We start from the raw sequence: 17,611 nt of genomic DNA, 5'->3' as shown, positions 1-17,611 counted from the left end.
GAAAGGGTTAGACTTTAATGTAAAACCTAACCCAAGCTTTATTTTTGAACTTACACACTTTAAGAGACAGTGCCCTTCCAAATCTAGCGAACCATCTTTTAGCAATTTCACTTTCTCTATAATTTTTTATAACTGCTACTTTTTCTTCTTCCGTAGTTTTTCTATAAGGTTTTCCACATATGAATTCTGATGGTTCAGCTTTACATTTTGTACAGATATTATTATCTCTATTTAAAATAACTTTTCATCTATTTTTCCATTCAAGTGTATTAAGAAGGTCAGAATAGAAAATAGGTTCTTGGTTGTTTTGTTTCTCTTTTACAAGATTTTTATAACTTTTTAATTCCATGTCAATTATGTTTTTTCGGCATATAAATTAAGCTTCAAGCTTAAGAGAAATCAATCATTTAAGGCCCCTTGTTGTATGCACGATTATGTTATCTATCATTTAAAATTGAAAAAGTATAGATTTCTTTATAAGTACCTTTAGATCTTGTACGTTTTATAATACCATTTATGCTCACAACCAATTTATTACTATGTGCAATAATAGCATTTTTGTAATCGTTGCTATTTAGGGATGCAGTTGCAGTAAATGGTAGATGATTATAAATACCAGCGATAATTACTGTGTTTTTTTTACCATCAGGATTTTTTGATTTTAACTCAATAACTTGTCCGTTAAAGCTAAAATCAATAGTCTCAATTATTTGAGATTCAAGCTCTTTGACAAAACTATCAAGTTTAGAAATTTTTTCTTTATTAATAACTTGATTGTTAATTTCTTGGCTAGAATTAATATCGTGAATACTAATATCTAAATTAGTTATTTCGACCTTATCATAAAAACTTTTAATATCTTTTAATAATTTAACATTAAGAAATTCTTCATTTTCTATTAATATTTCCTCATCAATTACTATATCACCTTCAAAAATATTTTCATTAACATAATTTAAAATATCAAAAAGTCTATTATTAATTTCATAAGAATAAATTTCATTTCTATCAAAAAGCTCTCTCTCTTTGATTATTTCAGTTGAAGGCAATTGAAATTTAGCAACAAAACTACCAACTTCAGTTTGCATAAAATTGCACATATTCACATACTTCTTTGCCTCATCAGGTATTTTTGAAGAAAAAACATTTTTATCAATTACAAAACTAGCAGTATCAGTAAGAATTAATTTTATTTTTTCAACTAATTCTTCAAATCTATTCAAAGAAATTTTTCCTTTTTCAGTTCGACTATCATCAATTCGAACTTTTAAAACAGAATTCTGTTTTGCCAAAATAGTAACTAAATCATCAATATTCAAATCATATAAATCTGAAAGGATTTCAATTGTATTTGTAATGAAGTTATTGAAGTCTATTTTTTCAATATTTTTAGGTATAAGTATTGAAAAATCATCATCAAAATTAAATATTGCAGGTGGAATTGCTTTATAATACACATCATTGCCGTTATTGATGGTCCAACTACGGTTTCTTAAAAACAATATGATGTTATCATTTATCATAAAGGATATAATTCAGAATGTAAGTTATTAAAACAATTTAAATTTAGCATATTAGATTTAGGAATACTAATTCTTTTTGTAGATGAATTTACTGTCATCACTTCATCCAAATTAGGGCGATACCAAAATGCATTTTTACGTAATTTTATTTCGTTTTCATCGATTCCAACCCATTCTGATTGGTGCTCTGGTAAAACAAACAATATTAAAATAAGTGGTGCTATTCCATCACTCATCCTATCAATCATATCGTTGTAGTTTTTAGCTTCTAAATCATATTTTATAGAATCAACATCTTCAATTATAGAAGTAACTGTTGTTGCTTTTAATTGTATATCAATATATCTTGGGTCTACTGTATATCTAGTTTTGCCAGCTGGATTTGTATATGTTCTTGTTTTTTTTAATTGATAATCTACCCCTAAATCCATTTCAGGCTTATCAATTACATATCCATTATTTATAGCTAAAATACCTATAAATCTATTTGATAACTGTTCTTTTTGTTGTTCAAGTGTCATTATCTATTAATGTTAAGGTCGTCTTCCATTTAACGTGTATGGACTTGACGCAATGACGGGAGTTGAAAATAAAATCTTCAAATTACCATCACATAAAATAAAAGCCAATTAGTTTGCTAAAATTAAGAGAAAAGATAATATAATCGACTTTTTGTAAGATAGAAAGCAGAAAATTGAAATTTTAATCTTCCCCCCATTGCGCAAAGTCCTTGTTATACAATAATTTGTTTATAAAATTCATCTAAATCTAAAATTGCTCGTCGAATAGCTCTATAGTCTGTTTTTGGAACATCTATATAAATTTCTGTTTCATCATCTTCAGAATCATCAATTACAGCAAACAGGCCTTTGGGGGCATTTTTGGTGTTTAATAAATCTACATAGCAACCATAATCGATTGAGTAAACATTGTATCTCAAGCCAGGTTTATCTTTTCCTGAGATATTTTCTTTTATAATGTGCAAAACTCTTGAGTCAAAAAGATAATCAATTATTTTATCTTTCTTATTTGTTTGTAACAGAAATGCTCTTGCTGATCTTTGGCCTATAACTTCGTCTATTATCCATAATAGTAATTTATGAGCAGCTTGGTTAGAGGTTATTGCTTTTTCTTTCCCTCTACCATACCAAGTACGTGCTGCACTTCTTACATTTTCGATAGAAATTTTGTTGTCATTTGCTTTTGAAGCAGCTATAGATAGAATGTTTATAGCATCTCTTGGTATTCCTTCTGAAGATCTTACAAATTCAGTAAAAGAATTTATTTGGGAGAAACCTATAGAAATTAATTCATCTGCATTTCTGATTGTAGATTCTGGAAATGTATTTATAAAGTGATGGAAAATTAATTCTTTGAAAAATTCTTTAGATTTTTCTTCGTCATTATCAAAAACCATATATTCATCTAAGTTCTGCGTTGTAGCAATGTCAGCTCCAATTTCTATTCCTATTCGGTTCGAATTTACATCAGAAAATGAAATGTTAGTTCTTTGTTCAATTGCTGCAATTTTTAAAATAAAATTCGGATTAGGCAAAATTGTTCTTCGCAATAATTCAGCAAGATATGGTTGTAATTCTTGAGGTACTTCTGCCCATTCATCGATTAAAATCCAAACATCAGTTTTTAATTTTTGTGTAAATTCCTTTAAATTTGAAAATAAACTTGCAAAATGAATTCTATGCTCTGAAATTCCTTTAATTTTTGATTCAGTTAGCTTTTTTACTGAGCTTCCAATTCCAGTTTTTTTTTCGCGACCATAATTTACACCTTTATTTGAAATTTCAAAATTTCTGTTCTTTTGTGTAGAATCAGTGGAATTTTCTTCCGTATTTTCAGTCTTTTCTATTTCACTTTCAATTTTTATTTCATTAATTGAATCCCATATTTTATCAGCAATTGGGCTTACTCTACTTAAATCATATTTTCCTGTTTCATCTGAAATGATAGTGTCAACAATATTATTTACTATAAAAGTTATTGTATCAATCAATAATCTTGTTGCTCGTTCAACAACTGAAATTGAAGAATCAGAAAAAATTCCACCATTTGAACCTATTGTCCTTAAATCAATATATACTGATATTTCATTAGCATTATTAATACTGTTTTTTAAATTTAGTAATGCGTGTGTTTTTCCAGTACCTCTTCTTCCATAAACTATTTCGTGCTCTTTATTCGATAAAATAGTAAATAATGGACCTACATTAACAAAAGTTTTGACTAAATAATCTACATCTAGAGTTTCAGAACGTTTTGAAAATTTTAGAAAAGTGTTATTTATTTCATTCATTGGGTGAATTTTATAGTTGTTGTGTGAAAAATGTCGTATAATATTGTTATTTTACTAATGCAATATAGTCTAAGAAAAAAACATACGCATATTTTGTTAAACTTGATACTAATATAATAAGTTTTTTGTAAAAAATCTTGTTGCATTAACTTATGTGAATATAGCCAAACATATCAAAACTTCCTCAAATCTTATTACGGAAATCCGTAAACCACTCAATATTTTGAGTCTATCTACTATTTCAACTAAAAACCACGACTTTGGAGTAGTTTTCCAGCCCTCTGCAAGAGCAAGTAGTTTTGAAAGCTCGAATCTCAATTTCGAGTGCCTCAAAACATAACTTGCTGTAATCTTTCGATTACTTAATCCACCAATTTTACAAAGTAAAATCTATAGTGATTTCATATTAGTAAATCACCTACTATTTGACACTAAAATGCCAAGTGCAACCTTAAAATGCCATTTAAAGTTTTCAATCTGTATATATACTTTCTTTGTCGTAAGATAGTAAAGTAAGTTTTGTAATTGTCTTTTAAATAGCGCTTTAAAGCTTTTTTAAAATGATTTTTTAGTAAAAAATTAAAAGCGTAAAGTTTGGAAACGATAAAACAGTTTTTACGGTTTATGATGTTTAAAAAAACCTGTCTACAAGGTTGTAAAAAAACGAAGAAGCTAAAGTTTAAAGTAAACATTGTTTTTGTAAAGTAAGAGGTGTCATTTTGAATAAGCTCAGTTAATTGATAAATAGTACCTGTTTAAAACAAGGTTTAAAATACTACTATAATGAAGTAGTGAATCAAGTATTACTTAGTCAAAACAAAACGCTATGTTTTAAACGATCTAAAACTTACAACTATCCATAATGTATTATGTAACCCTTAAAAAATGTACAATATGGAAACAGTAAAACAACCTTTAAAAATTAGCTTTTATACACAAAAAGGCGGAGTAGGTAAATCTACTTTAACAACACTCTTAGCTAGTCAGTTACATTATCGATTAGGCTATAATGTTCTTGTTATGGATTGTGATTTTCCTCAGAACAGTTTAGTTAATATGCGAGAGCGTGATAAGGATAGTATCATGCAAAATGAATATTACAAACAAGCTGCTATTAGGCAGTTTCAAACATTAAAAAGAAAAGCTTACTCGATTATTAAGTGCAAGGTTGAAGATGCTTTAGATGTTGCTGAGGCTACTATGGAAGAATTAGATCAAACTTTTGACGTAGTATTTTTTGATTTGCCAGGAACAGCTAACACCAAAGGCGTATTATCAACTTTAAATCAGATGGATTACATCTTTAGTCCGATAATAGCAGATCGATTAGTTGTAGAGAGCACGTTAGGTTTTACTAAAGCTTTTGCAGAATTACCAAAAAGTAAAGAGAGCTCTATAAAACAAGAATTATGGCTTTTTTGGAATCAAGTAGATGCAAGGGAGAAAACTGAATTATATAATAATTATGAGGCTGTGATTAAACAATTAGACCTTCCTATTATGCAGGCAAGAATAAAAGACAGTAAACGCTTTAGAAAAGAAACAGAAGCTACAGGCAGATATGTATTTCGATCAAGTCTATTACCTGCGGATAAAGGCCTTATGAAGGCTACTAATTTATCGGAGTTTGCTGATGAGTTTTTACGTATTACTAATCTTTAATCCTAATATATAATGAAAGAGCAAAACACATCAAAAAAGGGAACTCAAAATGAATTACTCGATGAAGACTACCTAATGAATATAATGAGTGGTGATATAGAAGTTAAGTCCACCAAACAAGTTAAACCTATCGTAGAGGAAAAAGAAGAACCAGCAATCCAAAAACAAGTACCACAGACAAAAGAGAAGAAACTAAAGAAAGAAGTAGCAATTACTAAATATCAAGAGCTCTTTTTGATTAATGACTTTCCATCAACAAGAGCAGGGAAGGTGGTTTACATCCGACCAGAGTACCACGAAGTACTACTTCGCATTACGCAATTAGCTAAAGAAGAGAAAACTACGCTGTATTCTTATTTAGACAATATTTTAAAGCAACATCTACAAGATTACAGCCAAGAGATTACCCAATATTTTAATGATAAATTTAAACCTATTTTATAATGAGAAAATTTAAACACTTTAGGAAAGCAGCTCAAGTACAAACAACTAAGAGCAAAGAGAATTATGTTGATACTTTTTTAAAAGAAACATCAACCAGAGCCAGAGATGGAAAAACGGTTTACATCCGACCAGAGTTTCATGAAAAACTCATTCGTATTGTTCAGGTAATAGGGGAGGATAAGGTTTCTATTTATGCCTATTTAGATAATTTACTTGTTCATCATTTTGAGGAGTTTTCAGATACGATTGTAGAGAAATTTAATGAGAAGTATAAACCTATCTTTTAATCTATGGAAATAGTTATCATAATCAGTCTTGTACTTGTTATCGCTTTTCTGTTATTAGATAAAAATAAAACCATTAAACAAGAGAACCAATCTAAAACAGAAGAGTTACTCTTTAAACAAGATGTACCCATCAGCATTATAGGAGAAAGTAAACCAGTTATGCTAAAGCAATCGCTAACGACTCAAACAAAAGATGAACTTGATTTAGAAGAGGAAGAAAAAGAACTAAGCAAGAATTTAGAACCTATAGATAATGAGCTTACTGAGCGAATTAGTATGGACGAACTTAATAATTTTGTGAACTCTATCGAACAAGAGTTAATTAATGAGACTACAGTAAAGACAGCTCAAAAAATTGAAGGATCAGAGTTATTGGAACTACTCCAACAAGCACTACCTGATTCAGCTAAAATTATAGCAAAGCTATTAGACCAGTCATTGAGCGCAAAATCACCAAAAAAGGAAGAAGTAATAGATAATGAAGATTTTAATATTAATGATTTTGTGTAAAGAAGCCTAAAGGCGTTATAGTAAATTATACTTAACGCCTTTTTATTACACCTTATCGCCAAGAGCATCCCCAAGCTACCATAATCCATTCTTTAAAAGGTTTTCCAAAGACATTTACCAAAGTATCATGCAAAGGGCATGATTATAACTAATTAAATGTCATTCTTATGAAAACAAAAACAATTAAACAAAGGCTTTTCTTATTACTTCTAGTTCTTAGTAGTTTACCGCTATTGGCTCAGGGAAACGGAGCTGCAGGGATCACTGAAGCTACCCAAATGGTTACCTCATACTTTGATCCAGCCACCAAGCTTATCTATGCTATTGGAGCTGTGGTTGGTTTAATAGGCGGGGTAAAGGTGTACAACAAATTTTCAAGTGGTGATCCCGATACAAGCAAGACAGCGGCAAGCTGGTTTGGGGCTTGTATCTTTTTAATTGTAGCAGCTACAATCCTACGTTCATTTTTCCTTTAAACGATACGCTTATGAAAAAGTATAGTATCAATAAAGGCATTGGATCGAGCGTGGAGTTTAAAGGGCTCAAGGCGCAGTACCTGTTTTATTTTGCAGGTGGACTGTTAGCTGATTTAATTTTTGTTATGGTAATGTACATGGCAGGGGTAAACAATCTTATTTGTTTAGCCCTTGGCCTTGGTACATCTGGCTATCTTGTTTACAAAGTATTTTCCTTAAACAAGAAATACGGTCAGCATGGCCTTATGAAACTTCAGGCAAGGAAGTACTTTCCAAAGTATATCATTTCAAGAAAAGATGTTAGAGGATATTTCCACAGAAACTTAAAACTAAGAAACTATGAGAAATACAGCTAAGACAAACACTCTTGAGCGGATGTTTCCCATTCTATCGGTGGAGAACAACTGTATGGTTTCTAAACAAGGAGATATAACAGTTTGTTATAAAGTGATCTTACCTGAGATATTTACCATTTCAGATAAAGAATATGAAACGATTCACAGCGTGTGGCATAAGGCTATTAAGACGCTTCCTGAGTTTACTGTAATACACAAGCAAGATTGGTTTATAAAAGAAAGCTATGAGGCTGATTTTAAAGATGAACAGCAGAGCTATTTAAGTAGAAGCTTTGAAAGACATTTTAACGAGCGTCCCTATCTGAATCACAGTTGTTATCTCTTTATCACAAAGACCACCAAGGAACGAATCAAAAGTCAGAGTAACTTCTCCTCACTAACAAGAGGAGAACTCATTCCAAAAGAAATCAGAGATAAAGATACCATTCAAAGCTTTTTAGAGGCTACAACACAACTGGAAAAAATAGTTAATGATAGTGGACTGATTCGCTTGATTAAACTATCTGAAGAAGACATCATTGGCTCACAAGAGAGAAGCGGACTCATAGAGCAGTATCTGACTCTAAGTTCAACTAAAAGAGGAAGTCTTCAGGATATTGCTATTAGTTCGGATGAGGTTAGAGTAGGAGATAATCGTATCTCTTTACATACGCTTTCAAGTACAGATGATTTACCTACTGAGGTGTCGTATTTATCTCGCTATGAAAAGCTATCAACGGATAAAAGTAGTATGGCTTTGTCGTTTGCTTCACCTGTTGGACTCTTGCTTAATTGTAATCACATCTACAATCAGTATTTGTTTATAGAGGACAGTGATTACAATTTAAAGCAGTTTGAGAAATCAGCCAAGAATATGCATTCCCTTGCCAGATACAGTAGAGCTAATCAAATCAACAAACAGTGGATAGAGGAATACTTAAATGAGGCTCATAGTAAAGGATTAACAACCATTAAAGCTCACTTTAATGTAATGGCATGGTCTGATGATTATAGTGAGCTTAAACAGCTTAAAAACGACACAGGAAGTGCAATCGCTTCTATGGAGTGCGTACCAAGACATAATACAGTAGATGCTCCAGCGCTTTACTGGGCAGGTATGCCAGGTAATAGCGCAGACTTTCCCAGTGAAGAAAGCTTTTATACCTTCATTGAGCCTGCACTTTGTTTTTTCTTGGCAGAGACTAATTATCAAAATTCGCTATCGCCTTTTGGGATAAAGATGGCGGATCGCTTAACTGGTAAACCGATTCACCTAGATATCTCAGATCTACCGATGAAAAAAGGAATTATCACCAACCGCAACAAGTTTATCTTGGGACCATCGGGAAGTGGTAAGAGTTTTTTTACCAATCATATGGTAAGGCAATATTATGAGCAAAACGCGCATGTTTTGCTTGTTGATACAGGCAACTCCTATCAAGGATTATGCGAGCTAATAAAAGGCAAAACAAAAGGGGAGGATGGCGTGTATTTTACATACACCGAAGAAAACCCAATTGCCTTTAATCCATTTTATACCGAGGATGGGGTGTTTGATATAGAAAAAAGAGAGAGTATTAAGACTCTTATCTTAACGCTTTGGAAGCGGGATGACCAGCCGCCCTCACGAGCTGAGGAAGTAGCGCTTTCAAACGCTGTTAGTGGGTATATTCAAAAACTTCAAAATAGCAATATAAAACCAAGCTTCAATACTTTCTATGAGTATATCAAAACTGATTACAAAGCTGAGTTAGAAGAGAAGCAAGTTAGAGAAAAAGACTTTGATCTGGCGAACTTTTTAAATGTGCTTGAACCCTATTACAAGGGAGGAGAGTATGACTATTTATTAAACTCAGAAAGTGAGCTTGATTTACTCAAAAAACGCTTTATCGTTTTTGAAATTGACGCAATCAAGGATCACAAAATTCTCTTTCCTATAGTGACTATTATTATCATGGAAGTGTTTATAAATAAGATGCGACGTCTTAAAGGTCAGCGTAAATTAATCTTAATTGAAGAGGCTTGGAAAGCCATAGCCAAAGAGGGGATGGCGGATTATTTGAAGTATTTGTTTAAGACTGTTAGAAAGTTCTTTGGAGAAGCAATCGTAGTTACCCAAGAGGTAGATGATATCATTCAATCCCCAATTGTGAAGGAGAGTATCATCAATAATTCGGATTGTAAAATACTTCTTGATCAGCGCAAATACATGAACAAATTTGATGACATACAAGCTATGCTTGGTCTGACTGATAAAGAAAAGGCACAGATACTTTCTATTAACTTAAATAACAATCCAAATCGTCTTTATAAAGAAGTATGGATTGGTCTTGGAGGAACTCATTCAAGCGTATACGCTACGGAAGTAAGCTATTCAGAGTATTTGACTTATACAACAGAGGAGACTGAAAAGCTAGAGGTGATGAATCTAGCAAAAGAGCTTGATGGTAATGTAGAAATGGCAATAAAATGCCTGGTACAAAAAAGACAGGAGAATAACACTACACACTAAGTAATCAATTAAAACTCAATCACAATGAAAAAATTAATTCAAGTAGTTATGGTAGCTGTGCTACTAGTGCTACCCATACAAATTCACGCCCAATGGGCTGTATATGATCCGGGTAACTTCGCCCAAGGTATTGTTAATAGTGCCAACGAAATAGTTCAAACTTCTGCCACGGTTGATAATGTCATTAAAAATTTTAAAGAAGTAGAAAAAGTCTATAAACAAGGCAAAGAGTATTATGACAAGCTACAGGCGGTGAATAATTTGATTAAAGATGCAAGGAAGGTACAACAGACAGTGCTCCTTGTTGGAGATGTATCTGAGCTGTATGTCAAGAACTTTGGAAAAATGCTTAATGATCCAAATTTTTCTGCTCAGGAGCTTGTTGCTATTGCCAATGGTTACGCCATTCTTTTAAATGAAAGTACAGAGCTTTTAATAGAACTCAAGCAGATTATAAGCGCTTCAAGCCTTTCGTTAAACGATAAAGAGCGCATGGATGTAATAGACAGGGTTTACAATGAGGTCAAAGACTATCACAATCTAGTGAGTTATTATACTAGAAAAAATATTGGTATCAGTATACTCAGGGCTAAGAAGAAAAACAACACTCAAAGAGTGCTTGATCTCTATGGTACATCCAATCAAAAATACTGGTAGCTATGGGAGAGAGCAATTTACATGAGGTATTACAAAACCTCTATTACGATATGATGCCACTCTCGGCTGAAATGGCAGGGGTAGCTAAAAGTGCAGCTGGTCTTGGCGCTCTTTTTTATATTGGGTTAAAAGTATGGCAAGCTTTAGCAAGTGCAGAACCCATTGATGTGTATCCAATGCTAAGGCCCTTTGCTTTGGGTATCTGTATTATGTTTTTTCCAACCCTTGTACTTGGAACCCTAAACACGGTGCTTAGCCCAGTGGTTAAAGGGACACATCAGATCTTGGAGAATCAAGTGATTGATTTAACGGGTTTGCAACAGCAAAAAGATGTTTTAGAAAAAGAAGCCATGCTCAGAAATCCAGAGACAGCATATTTAGTTTCTAAGGAAGAGTTTGACAAAAAGCTTGATGAGCTTGGCTGGTCCCCTTCTGATTTAGCAACCATGAGCGGGATGTATATTGAAAAGGGAATTTATGAAACGCAGAAAGTAATTAGAGATGCCTTTAGAGATTTTTTAGAAATGCTTTTTCAAGCCGCAGCCCTTGTCATTGATACGATTCGCACGTTCTTTTTAGTGGTGCTTTCCATACTGGGGCCCATTGCTTTTGCCATCTCAATATGGAGTGGTTTTGAATCTACAATTACCCAGTGGCTTACGCGGTACATAAGCGTGTATCTCTGGCTTCCAGTAGCGGATTTATTTAGCGCCATGCTTGCTAAGATTCAATCGCTAATTATCGAAAGAGATATGCAGATGCTTTCAGATTCCAGTTTTATCCCCGATACCTCTAATACCGTCTATGTGATCTTTATGATCATTGGCATTGTAGGATATTTTACAATTCCTACGGTAACAGGCTGGGTAATTCAAGCCGGTGGAGCAGGAAACTTTATGCGCAATATGAATCAAACGGTAATGAAAGTTGGAAATATGGCAACAGCAGGTGCAGGCGCCGCAGCTGGAAATATCGCAGGTAAACTCATGAAAAAATAGACATGATAAATTATAAAAATCAATAAACCATGGAATTTAAATCACTTCGAAATATAGAAAACAGTTTTAAACAGATAAGACTCTACGCCATTGTATTTGCTACGGTTTGCTTACTAATTGTAGGATTTGCTATCTATAAAAGTTATGATTTTGCTAAAGATCAACGAGAGAAAATCTATGTGCTTGACAAGGGTAAATCACTTATGCTTGCCCTGTCTCAAGACGCAAGTATAAATAGGCCAGTAGAGGCAAGAGAACATGTAAGACGATTTCATGAGCTGTTTTTTACCCTCTCTCCTGAGAAGGCAGCCATTGAGAGTAATATGCAACGAGCATTTAATCTAGCAGATAAAAGTGCCTTTGATTACTACAAAGATCTACTTGAAAAGGGATACTATAGCCGGGTTATCTCAGGAAATATTCAACAACGAGTTGAGGTAGACAGCATTAAAATAGACTTTAATAGTTATCCGTATAAAACAATGACCTATGCCACACAGTATATCATACGATCAAGTAATCTCACTAAAAGAAATCTTGTAACAAGTAGTCAACTCATATCTGCGGTTCGCTCTGATAATAACCCTCAGGGGTTTATTATCGAAAAGTTTACAGTTGTTGAGAACAAAGACTTAGAAGTTGTTAAACGCTAAAAAACTAATCCATGAATAAATTACAACTTTTAAGACATAGTTATTCCAGTAGACTGCAAATCTATTGGAATAACCTCTCAGTAAAAAGGCAGCGAGTTTTATTACTTACCGCTTTTACTCTTTACGGGATTGTTTGCCTTTTTATTGTAAAGACAAGCTTTACCTCTAAAATAATAAGTAACCAAGAGACACGAAGCAATATAAAACCTGTAAAGTATTTGCTTGATAGGCAAAAGATAGAATCACAACAAACAAGTAAAAATAAGAACTATGAATCAAGATCAATCATCAAATAAAACCCACCAAATAGAGAAAGTACCCAAAGAAAATAAGGTGTTCCAAGGTATCATTGAAAAACACAAAAAGCATATTGTCTTTGCTTTAATGGGTATTGTGTTTTTAGGAGCTATGTATCTTTTGTTTAAACCAGAAGAGAAAGAGCTAATTACTCACAATGATTCAGTTCCAGAGGCAATAACTGAGGGGATGCCAACAGATAAAGTCAAAGCTTATGAAAAGGAGCTTTGGGAGCAAAAAAAGCAGGAAAATGAAAGTCAGATTCATTCCTTAGCTGATTATTGGAATGATACGAATGAAGTGCCAACAAGCACTTATACTCATCGAGATTATAATCAGGAGTCAACTTATACGCCCTACGAAAGTTCTTATCAAAACTATAAACAAAGTCAAGAGGTGCTCAGTAGTTTTTACGATAGTACTGAAAATCCAGAAACAGATCGCCTTAAAAAGCAGATAGAAGAGTTAGAAAAGCAATTAGAAGAAAAAGATACTCCAACTGCTCTTACCATGGATAATCAATTGGAGCTTATGGAAAAGTCTTTTCAGATGGCTGCTAAGTATTTACCAGGTGGACAAAACCAAACAGAATTATCACTCTCAAGTCAAGCTATAAGCGCTAAAACAATCTCAAGTAAAAAACAAGTGATAACTGTAGTTGATAAATCTAATAAAGAGATTGTATCCTCACTCGTAAAGCCAGCGATTTTGCAAGATTTCTTGCCTATCGATCTTGAAACGAACAAAACCTTTTATACCGCTGAAGGAGAGAGTAAAATGCAAACCCACAAAAACAGTATAAGAGTCAGTATCAAAGGAGATCAGGTTATTATAAACGAAGGTTATATTAAACTAAGACTGTTAGAGAGCATTGTAATAAACGGAGCTCTATTACCTGAAACAAGTACGCTGATTGCTAAAGTCAAAGTAAACGGCGGACGATTAGAACTCATTGTAAACTCTATTAAAATTGACGATAGCATCATTTATACAGAACTTATTGGGTATGATAACTACGGACAAAAAGGCTTAGAGGTATTAGACCTTCAAGAAATAAGCGCTTCAAAAGAAATCATTGCCAATATGGGACAAACAGCGGGAACGAGTATTTCAATGAGCAAATCCGCTTCAGACCAAATCGCAGGAGATCTAACCAAAGGCCTCATTCAAGGGGTATCAGGATACTTTTCAAAGAAAGTAAAAGCTCAGAGAGTAACTTTAAAACAAGGACAAGAGCTGTTTCTTGTACCTAAAGAATAACAATCTATAACACAAAAAACAGATCATTATGAAAACAATCATTAAATATATGTTACTATGCTTACTAGTAGTAAATACAGTAACCGCCCAAAATAATACCAAATCTATCAACTTATCTAATGCTGAGGTAACGCCATATGAAATTGAGCTTACCCATAACAAAACAACTCATATTCTGCTTCCAAGTAGTATTGAATACGTGGATTTAGGTAGTAGTGAAATTATAGCCAATAAAGTAGAAGCTACATCAAATGTACTTCGATTAAAAACCGTAAAAGAAGATATTTCACCAACGAATTTTACAGTAATTACAAACGATGGCAAGTACTATAGTTTCAATGCTACTTACAAAGAGCAGCCAATACAACTAAGTTATGACTTAACCAAGTTTGAAAAACATAACAGTAAAAAGCAAAGTGAAGTTCTGTTTAAAGATTTAGGTACTACCAGTCCAAGTTTAGCTGATCTTTTTATGAAAACTATCATCAAAAAGAACAAGAAAGAGCTAAACATTAAAAGCAAAAACTACTCAGTAGAAGCAAGGCTAAAAAGTATCTATACCCAAGATGGTAAACTTTACTTTCACATCTCTATTAATAACAAAAGCAATTTACCATATACAGTCGACTACGTTAGTTTTAAAATTAAAGATAAAAGAACTACTAAACGAACTACAATTCAAGAAGTAGCTTTAAAACCAATTAGGAGTTATAGTGATTTTCAAATTATCAATAGTCATAGTAAACAAGATAATATTTTTATGTTTGACCAGTTTACTTTGTCTGATAAGCAAATGTTAATCATAGAGATTAATGAGAAAAGAGGTATAAGAAATCAGACATTGAAAATTAAGAGTGCGGATATTTTAAAATCAAAACAGAAAAGCAATGTAGATTATATTACAATAGACTCAGATACTATGATCCTAAAAGATGAAGGGTATATTATATAGTTTATATACTGAATTACTTCAAGAAAAAAAATGGAAAGGTGCAGATAAAGTAATTAAAGGAGTTCAGATATAATGAATGCTAAAAAAGGATTATATGAAAAATAGGAATTATAGACGTAAAATTAATAAAAAGTAAAGTAGTATATAAAAAAATAAAAATTAATTGTAAATAAATAAACATGTTCTTTAGATGTTTTTAAAAAACATATTAGATTGTACTAGGAGAAAATGATATTTCATAGGAAGTGAACATGGTTGTTTTTTTATTTAATTTATTTATATATTTTTGTTCTAATTGTAAGAAATTTTGGTGGGCTGAAAATTTTTTATGATATAAGATTAAAAGCTATCTATAAATTAAGATAGCTTTTTTAAATTTATTACCTAGTTATTTAAAAATAGGGAATTTGAATAACATTAAAATACGTTTTAGCTGTCTTAGTTTATTTTAAGACAGCTTTTTTATTTAATTAGAAATTATAAATAATCTTCGAAAAAAAATATTGTAAGACTGTCTTACAATATTTTTTCAATTTATTGACTTGTGAAGAGTTTTTACATAGAAATGAACTTGTTACAATTGTTTAAATAAAAAAAACCTGATTCATTTTGTTTTGAATCAGGCTTAACTAGATTGAATTTGAGGATAGATTGCAATCGTAGAAATACAGACTAATACAATTTATGTTATATTCTCTTAGATAGTCAAGAGATTCATTTCATTCGCCTTCCATCATCTTTAAAATATCTTCATACCTATAAAATATCAATCCACCAATCTTCTTAAAGGGTATGGTACCATTTATTCTCATATTTTGCAAGGTACCAGGAGAAATACCAAGAAGCTTTCTTACTTCATAGCTTTTGATCCATTGTTTTATCTGTTGATCTTTTTTTCTATTAAAAGGGCTATACCTTCTTATCTCAGTAATAATCTCTTGCTTAAAAATCTCAAGATCTTCTTTTGTGATAAATTCTACTTTCATAATACATAGTATTTAGGGTTAGTTTTGATTTGTTATAAGCTACTAAAAGCTTAGTTCTAACCCTAAATAACAATTTATTTGTGCTAGTTAAGTTCTGTTGTCTTTAGAAGGTTTATTTTGACTTTTCAAAGTTGTACTTGTGATTTTTTTGAGTAAGTCTTCTTTCCCTTAAGTTATCCATATCTTCACCTAGCTTATGTTCTAATACTTTAGCATAAATTTGAGTAGTCTGTATGGCAGTATGACCTAGCATTTTACTTACAGATTCAATTGGGACGCCGTTATTTAATGTAACAGTTGTAGCGAAGGTATGTCTAGCTAAGTGAAAGGATAAGTTTTTATCTATCTCACATATAATAGCAATCTCTTTTAAGTAACCATTCATTCGTTGGTTGCTAATAACAGGAAAAACTTTTCCTTTTGCAAAGGCTATAGGATGTTCTTTGTACTTTTTAACTAGCTCTAAGGCTTCAGGGAGTAGTGGAACCCTGACAGGTATTTTAGTTTTCTCTCTACTTGATATAATCCACTCTTTCCCATCACTTCCTTTAGCTATATTTTGTGGTGTTAAGTTAAAGATGTCTATATAAGCTAAACCAGTATAACAACTAAACAAAAACATATCAAGAACAGCTTGTAATCTTTCAATTGCAAAATTCTTGTTTACAAGGATTTCAAGTTCAGATTTAGTTAAGTGCCCTCTTTCTGTCTTCTCAAAGTGAAGTTTGTATTTGGTAAAGGGATCTTTTTCAATCCATTCCATTGTGATAGCTAAGTTGATTAACTTTTTAAATCTTTCAATGTGTTTCATAATGCCATTGTTATTTAATGGTTGATGTTTATGAATAGGTTTGCAGTTTCTTAAGAAGTTTTCAAAGTCAAAGATAAATTTGTAGTTAATCTCACTTAAATAGATGTCAGTTCGATTGTGTACTTTACGCAAATAGCTTTTAAGGTACTTTTCTGTAGAGAAATAGTTCTTTAGTGTACCATAAGCTAATTTATTTGTAGCAATCTCTCTGTGATAGTCTATAAGCTTTAAAAGTGATGATTCGGTATCATCATGCCCAAGAAAGATATTTTTAACAGCTCCTATGGAGACAACTCTTTTTTGTTGGACTAATTGATGATAGGTATCTGTAATGAGAGAACGTACTCGCTCAATATGTGCGTTGATTCGAACCGTGTCTTCACTTTTGCCCTTCGCTTTTCCTTTAATATTATCCCAAGAAGTAGGGGATATTTTTAATTTTAAAGAAATTTCTGTTCGTTGTCCATTTACCGTTATCCTTGCATATATAAGGGATGGAGCTGTTTTGTTTGAATTAGAAACACGTATAATAAAGTGTATTCCAAATGTGTTTTTTGTTTTCATATCAATCTATTTTAATGTTAACCGAACTGTTTTGATATGGTTTTAAAAAACTACTCACCTGAATAGTACACAAACAAGACCAAAAAGCACTGAATTAAACTATAATAAATTGTATTTAATTTACTGAAATACAAATAGTTAAACTCGATTCGGTGAGCTAATTTACCTTTTAAAAATAGCTCACCTAATAGCTCACATTTAGATTGATTTACTATGGATTATTATGATACATTTAAAAATAAAAAAATCCGTAAGTAATTGATACTTACGGATTTAGGCACATTCTGACACCCTAAAAGTCGGGGTGGCAGGATTCGAACCTGCGACCTCCTGGTCCCAAACCAGGCGCGATGACCGGGCTACGCTACACCCC

18 protein-coding genes and 1 tRNA gene are annotated in these 17,611 nt (G+C 32.2%); 13 read left to right on the top strand and 6 right to left on the bottom strand.

Features of this window, described 5'->3' with window-relative positions; translation table 11 throughout:
• Nucleotides 1–437: 437 nt before the first annotated feature.
• The 3 genes from HX062_RS15520 to HX062_RS15510 form a co-directional block, all read right to left on the bottom strand.
• A complete protein-coding gene (locus HX062_RS15520; RefSeq protein ID WP_286468044.1) occupies nucleotides 438–1,523 on the bottom strand; it encodes a hypothetical protein in 1,086 nt (361 codons plus the stop codon).
• Nucleotides 1,520–2,044 (bottom strand): DUF4365 domain-containing protein, encoded by a 525-nt coding sequence (locus tag HX062_RS15515; RefSeq protein ID WP_286468043.1) that lies wholly within the window; start codon nucleotides 2,042–2,044, stop codon nucleotides 1,520–1,522. The genes HX062_RS15520 and HX062_RS15515 overlap by 4 nt, the downstream gene beginning before the upstream one ends.
• Before the next feature lie 212 nt (nucleotides 2,045–2,256).
• The gene (locus HX062_RS15510) at nucleotides 2,257–3,834 is read right to left on the bottom strand and encodes a hypothetical protein (RefSeq protein ID WP_286468042.1); all 1,578 of its coding nucleotides are present in this window, start codon (nucleotides 3,832–3,834) and stop codon (nucleotides 2,257–2,259) included.
• Nucleotides 3,835–4,728: 894 nt separating this feature from the next.
• On the opposite strand from HX062_RS15510, the gene HX062_RS15505 reads away from it, so the two are divergent.
• The 13 genes from HX062_RS15505 (at nucleotide 4,729) to traN (ending at nucleotide 14,877) form a co-directional block, all read left to right on the top strand.
• Nucleotides 4,729–5,496: a ParA family protein gene (locus HX062_RS15505; RefSeq protein WP_286468040.1), complete on the top strand. Its 768-nt coding sequence runs from the start codon at nucleotides 4,729–4,731 to the stop codon at nucleotides 5,494–5,496.
• A gap of 12 nt (nucleotides 5,497–5,508) precedes the next feature.
• The gene (locus tag HX062_RS15500; protein WP_286468039.1) at nucleotides 5,509–5,940 is read left to right on the top strand and encodes a DUF3408 domain-containing protein; all 432 of its coding nucleotides are present in this window, start codon (nucleotides 5,509–5,511) and stop codon (nucleotides 5,938–5,940) included.
• Complete coding sequence (locus tag HX062_RS15495; protein WP_286468038.1) at nucleotides 5,940–6,227, top strand: DUF3408 domain-containing protein; 288 nt, start codon at nucleotides 5,940–5,942, stop codon at nucleotides 6,225–6,227. The genes HX062_RS15500 and HX062_RS15495 overlap by 1 nt, the downstream gene beginning before the upstream one ends.
• 3 nt (nucleotides 6,228–6,230) lie before the next feature.
• Nucleotides 6,231–6,737, top strand: coding sequence for a hypothetical protein (locus HX062_RS15490; protein ID WP_286468037.1), 507 nt, complete (start codon nucleotides 6,231–6,233; stop codon nucleotides 6,735–6,737).
• Nucleotides 6,738–6,904: 167 nt separating this feature from the next.
• On the top strand, nucleotides 6,905–7,213 hold the full coding sequence (locus HX062_RS15485; RefSeq protein WP_010254270.1) for a DUF4134 domain-containing protein: 309 nt from the start codon (nucleotides 6,905–6,907) through the stop codon (nucleotides 7,211–7,213).
• A gap of 11 nt (nucleotides 7,214–7,224) precedes the next feature.
• Nucleotides 7,225–7,569, top strand: a complete 345-nt coding sequence (locus tag HX062_RS15480; protein WP_286468036.1) for a DUF4133 domain-containing protein — start codon at nucleotides 7,225–7,227, stop codon at nucleotides 7,567–7,569.
• Nucleotides 7,553–10,060: a TraG family conjugative transposon ATPase gene (locus HX062_RS15475; RefSeq protein WP_286468035.1), complete on the top strand. Its 2,508-nt coding sequence runs from the start codon at nucleotides 7,553–7,555 to the stop codon at nucleotides 10,058–10,060. Before HX062_RS15480 ends, HX062_RS15475 begins: the two co-directional genes overlap by 17 nt.
• Before the next feature lie 24 nt (nucleotides 10,061–10,084).
• Nucleotides 10,085–10,717, top strand: coding sequence for a DUF4141 domain-containing protein (locus HX062_RS15470; protein WP_286468034.1), 633 nt, complete (start codon nucleotides 10,085–10,087; stop codon nucleotides 10,715–10,717).
• A 2-nt stretch (nucleotides 10,718–10,719) separates the two neighbouring features.
• The gene (gene traJ, locus HX062_RS15465) at nucleotides 10,720–11,715 is read left to right on the top strand and encodes a conjugative transposon protein TraJ (RefSeq protein ID WP_286468033.1); all 996 of its coding nucleotides are present in this window, start codon (nucleotides 10,720–10,722) and stop codon (nucleotides 11,713–11,715) included.
• A 29-nt stretch (nucleotides 11,716–11,744) separates the two neighbouring features.
• Nucleotides 11,745–12,368 carry a conjugative transposon protein TraK gene (gene traK, locus HX062_RS15460; RefSeq protein WP_286468032.1) on the top strand — a complete coding sequence of 208 codons (624 nt, stop codon included), beginning with the start codon at nucleotides 11,745–11,747 and terminating at the stop codon, nucleotides 12,366–12,368.
• Between the two features lie 11 nt (nucleotides 12,369–12,379).
• Entirely contained in the window at nucleotides 12,380–12,664 is a 285-nt protein-coding gene (locus HX062_RS15455) for a hypothetical protein (RefSeq protein ID WP_286468031.1), read from the top strand.
• The gene (traM, locus tag HX062_RS15450) at nucleotides 12,639–13,925 is read left to right on the top strand and encodes a conjugative transposon protein TraM (RefSeq protein ID WP_286468030.1); all 1,287 of its coding nucleotides are present in this window, start codon (nucleotides 12,639–12,641) and stop codon (nucleotides 13,923–13,925) included. Before HX062_RS15455 ends, traM begins: the two co-directional genes overlap by 26 nt.
• 28 nt (nucleotides 13,926–13,953) lie before the next feature.
• Nucleotides 13,954–14,877, top strand: a complete 924-nt coding sequence (traN, locus tag HX062_RS15445) for a conjugative transposon protein TraN (RefSeq protein WP_286468029.1) — start codon at nucleotides 13,954–13,956, stop codon at nucleotides 14,875–14,877.
• A gap of 719 nt (nucleotides 14,878–15,596) precedes the next feature.
• Here the strand turns inward: traN and HX062_RS15440 are convergent.
• The 3 genes from HX062_RS15440 to HX062_RS15430 all read right to left on the bottom strand — a co-directional run bounded on the left by HX062_RS15440 (nucleotide 15,597) and on the right by HX062_RS15430 (nucleotide 17,611).
• Nucleotides 15,597–15,863: a helix-turn-helix domain-containing protein gene (locus HX062_RS15440; RefSeq protein ID WP_286468028.1), complete on the bottom strand. Its 267-nt coding sequence runs from the start codon at nucleotides 15,861–15,863 to the stop codon at nucleotides 15,597–15,599.
• A gap of 112 nt (nucleotides 15,864–15,975) precedes the next feature.
• On the bottom strand, nucleotides 15,976–17,238 hold the full coding sequence (locus tag HX062_RS15435; RefSeq protein ID WP_286468027.1) for a site-specific integrase: 1,263 nt from the start codon (nucleotides 17,236–17,238) through the stop codon (nucleotides 15,976–15,978).
• A gap of 299 nt (nucleotides 17,239–17,537) precedes the next feature.
• Nucleotides 17,538–17,611, bottom strand: a tRNA-Pro gene (locus HX062_RS15430).

The sequence above is a fragment of the Myroides sp. DF42-4-2 genome (assembly GCF_030326445.1).
Taxonomy (GTDB): domain Bacteria; phylum Bacteroidota; class Bacteroidia; order Flavobacteriales; family Flavobacteriaceae; genus Flavobacterium.
This window is presented reverse-complemented; position numbering and strand designations above follow the sequence as displayed.

Excerpts from the sequence above, each read along its gene's own strand:
- HX062_RS15440 (WP_286468028.1), bottom strand. The coding sequence starts at position 15,863 with ATGAAAGTAGAATTTATCACAAAAGAAGATCTTGAGATTTTTAAGCAA.
- HX062_RS15485 (WP_010254270.1), top strand. The coding sequence starts at position 6,905 with ATGAAAACAAAAACAATTAAACAAAGGCTTTTCTTATTACTTCTAGTT.
- HX062_RS15515 (WP_286468043.1), bottom strand. The coding sequence starts at position 2,044 with ATGACACTTGAACAACAAAAAGAACAGTTATCAAATAGATTTATAGGT.
- HX062_RS15455 (WP_286468031.1), top strand. The coding sequence starts at position 12,380 with ATGAATAAATTACAACTTTTAAGACATAGTTATTCCAGTAGACTGCAA.
- traK (WP_286468032.1), top strand. The coding sequence starts at position 11,745 with ATGGAATTTAAATCACTTCGAAATATAGAAAACAGTTTTAAACAGATA.
- traJ (WP_286468033.1), top strand. The coding sequence starts at position 10,720 with ATGGGAGAGAGCAATTTACATGAGGTATTACAAAACCTCTATTACGAT.
- HX062_RS15505 (WP_286468040.1), top strand. The coding sequence starts at position 4,729 with ATGGAAACAGTAAAACAACCTTTAAAAATTAGCTTTTATACACAAAAA.
- HX062_RS15510 (WP_286468042.1), bottom strand. The coding sequence starts at position 3,834 with ATGAATGAAATAAATAACACTTTTCTAAAATTTTCAAAACGTTCTGAA.
- HX062_RS15470 (WP_286468034.1), top strand. The coding sequence starts at position 10,085 with ATGAAAAAATTAATTCAAGTAGTTATGGTAGCTGTGCTACTAGTGCTA.
- HX062_RS15495 (WP_286468038.1), top strand. The coding sequence starts at position 5,940 with ATGAGAAAATTTAAACACTTTAGGAAAGCAGCTCAAGTACAAACAACT.
- traN (WP_286468029.1), top strand. The coding sequence starts at position 13,954 with ATGAAAACAATCATTAAATATATGTTACTATGCTTACTAGTAGTAAAT.
- HX062_RS15490 (WP_286468037.1), top strand. The coding sequence starts at position 6,231 with ATGGAAATAGTTATCATAATCAGTCTTGTACTTGTTATCGCTTTTCTG.
- HX062_RS15480 (WP_286468036.1), top strand. The coding sequence starts at position 7,225 with ATGAAAAAGTATAGTATCAATAAAGGCATTGGATCGAGCGTGGAGTTT.
- HX062_RS15475 (WP_286468035.1), top strand. The coding sequence starts at position 7,553 with ATGAGAAATACAGCTAAGACAAACACTCTTGAGCGGATGTTTCCCATT.
- HX062_RS15500 (WP_286468039.1), top strand. The coding sequence starts at position 5,509 with ATGAAAGAGCAAAACACATCAAAAAAGGGAACTCAAAATGAATTACTC.
- traM (WP_286468030.1), top strand. The coding sequence starts at position 12,639 with ATGAATCAAGATCAATCATCAAATAAAACCCACCAAATAGAGAAAGTA.
- HX062_RS15435 (WP_286468027.1), bottom strand. The coding sequence starts at position 17,238 with ATGAAAACAAAAAACACATTTGGAATACACTTTATTATACGTGTTTCT.
- HX062_RS15520 (WP_286468044.1), bottom strand. The coding sequence starts at position 1,523 with ATGATAAATGATAACATCATATTGTTTTTAAGAAACCGTAGTTGGACC.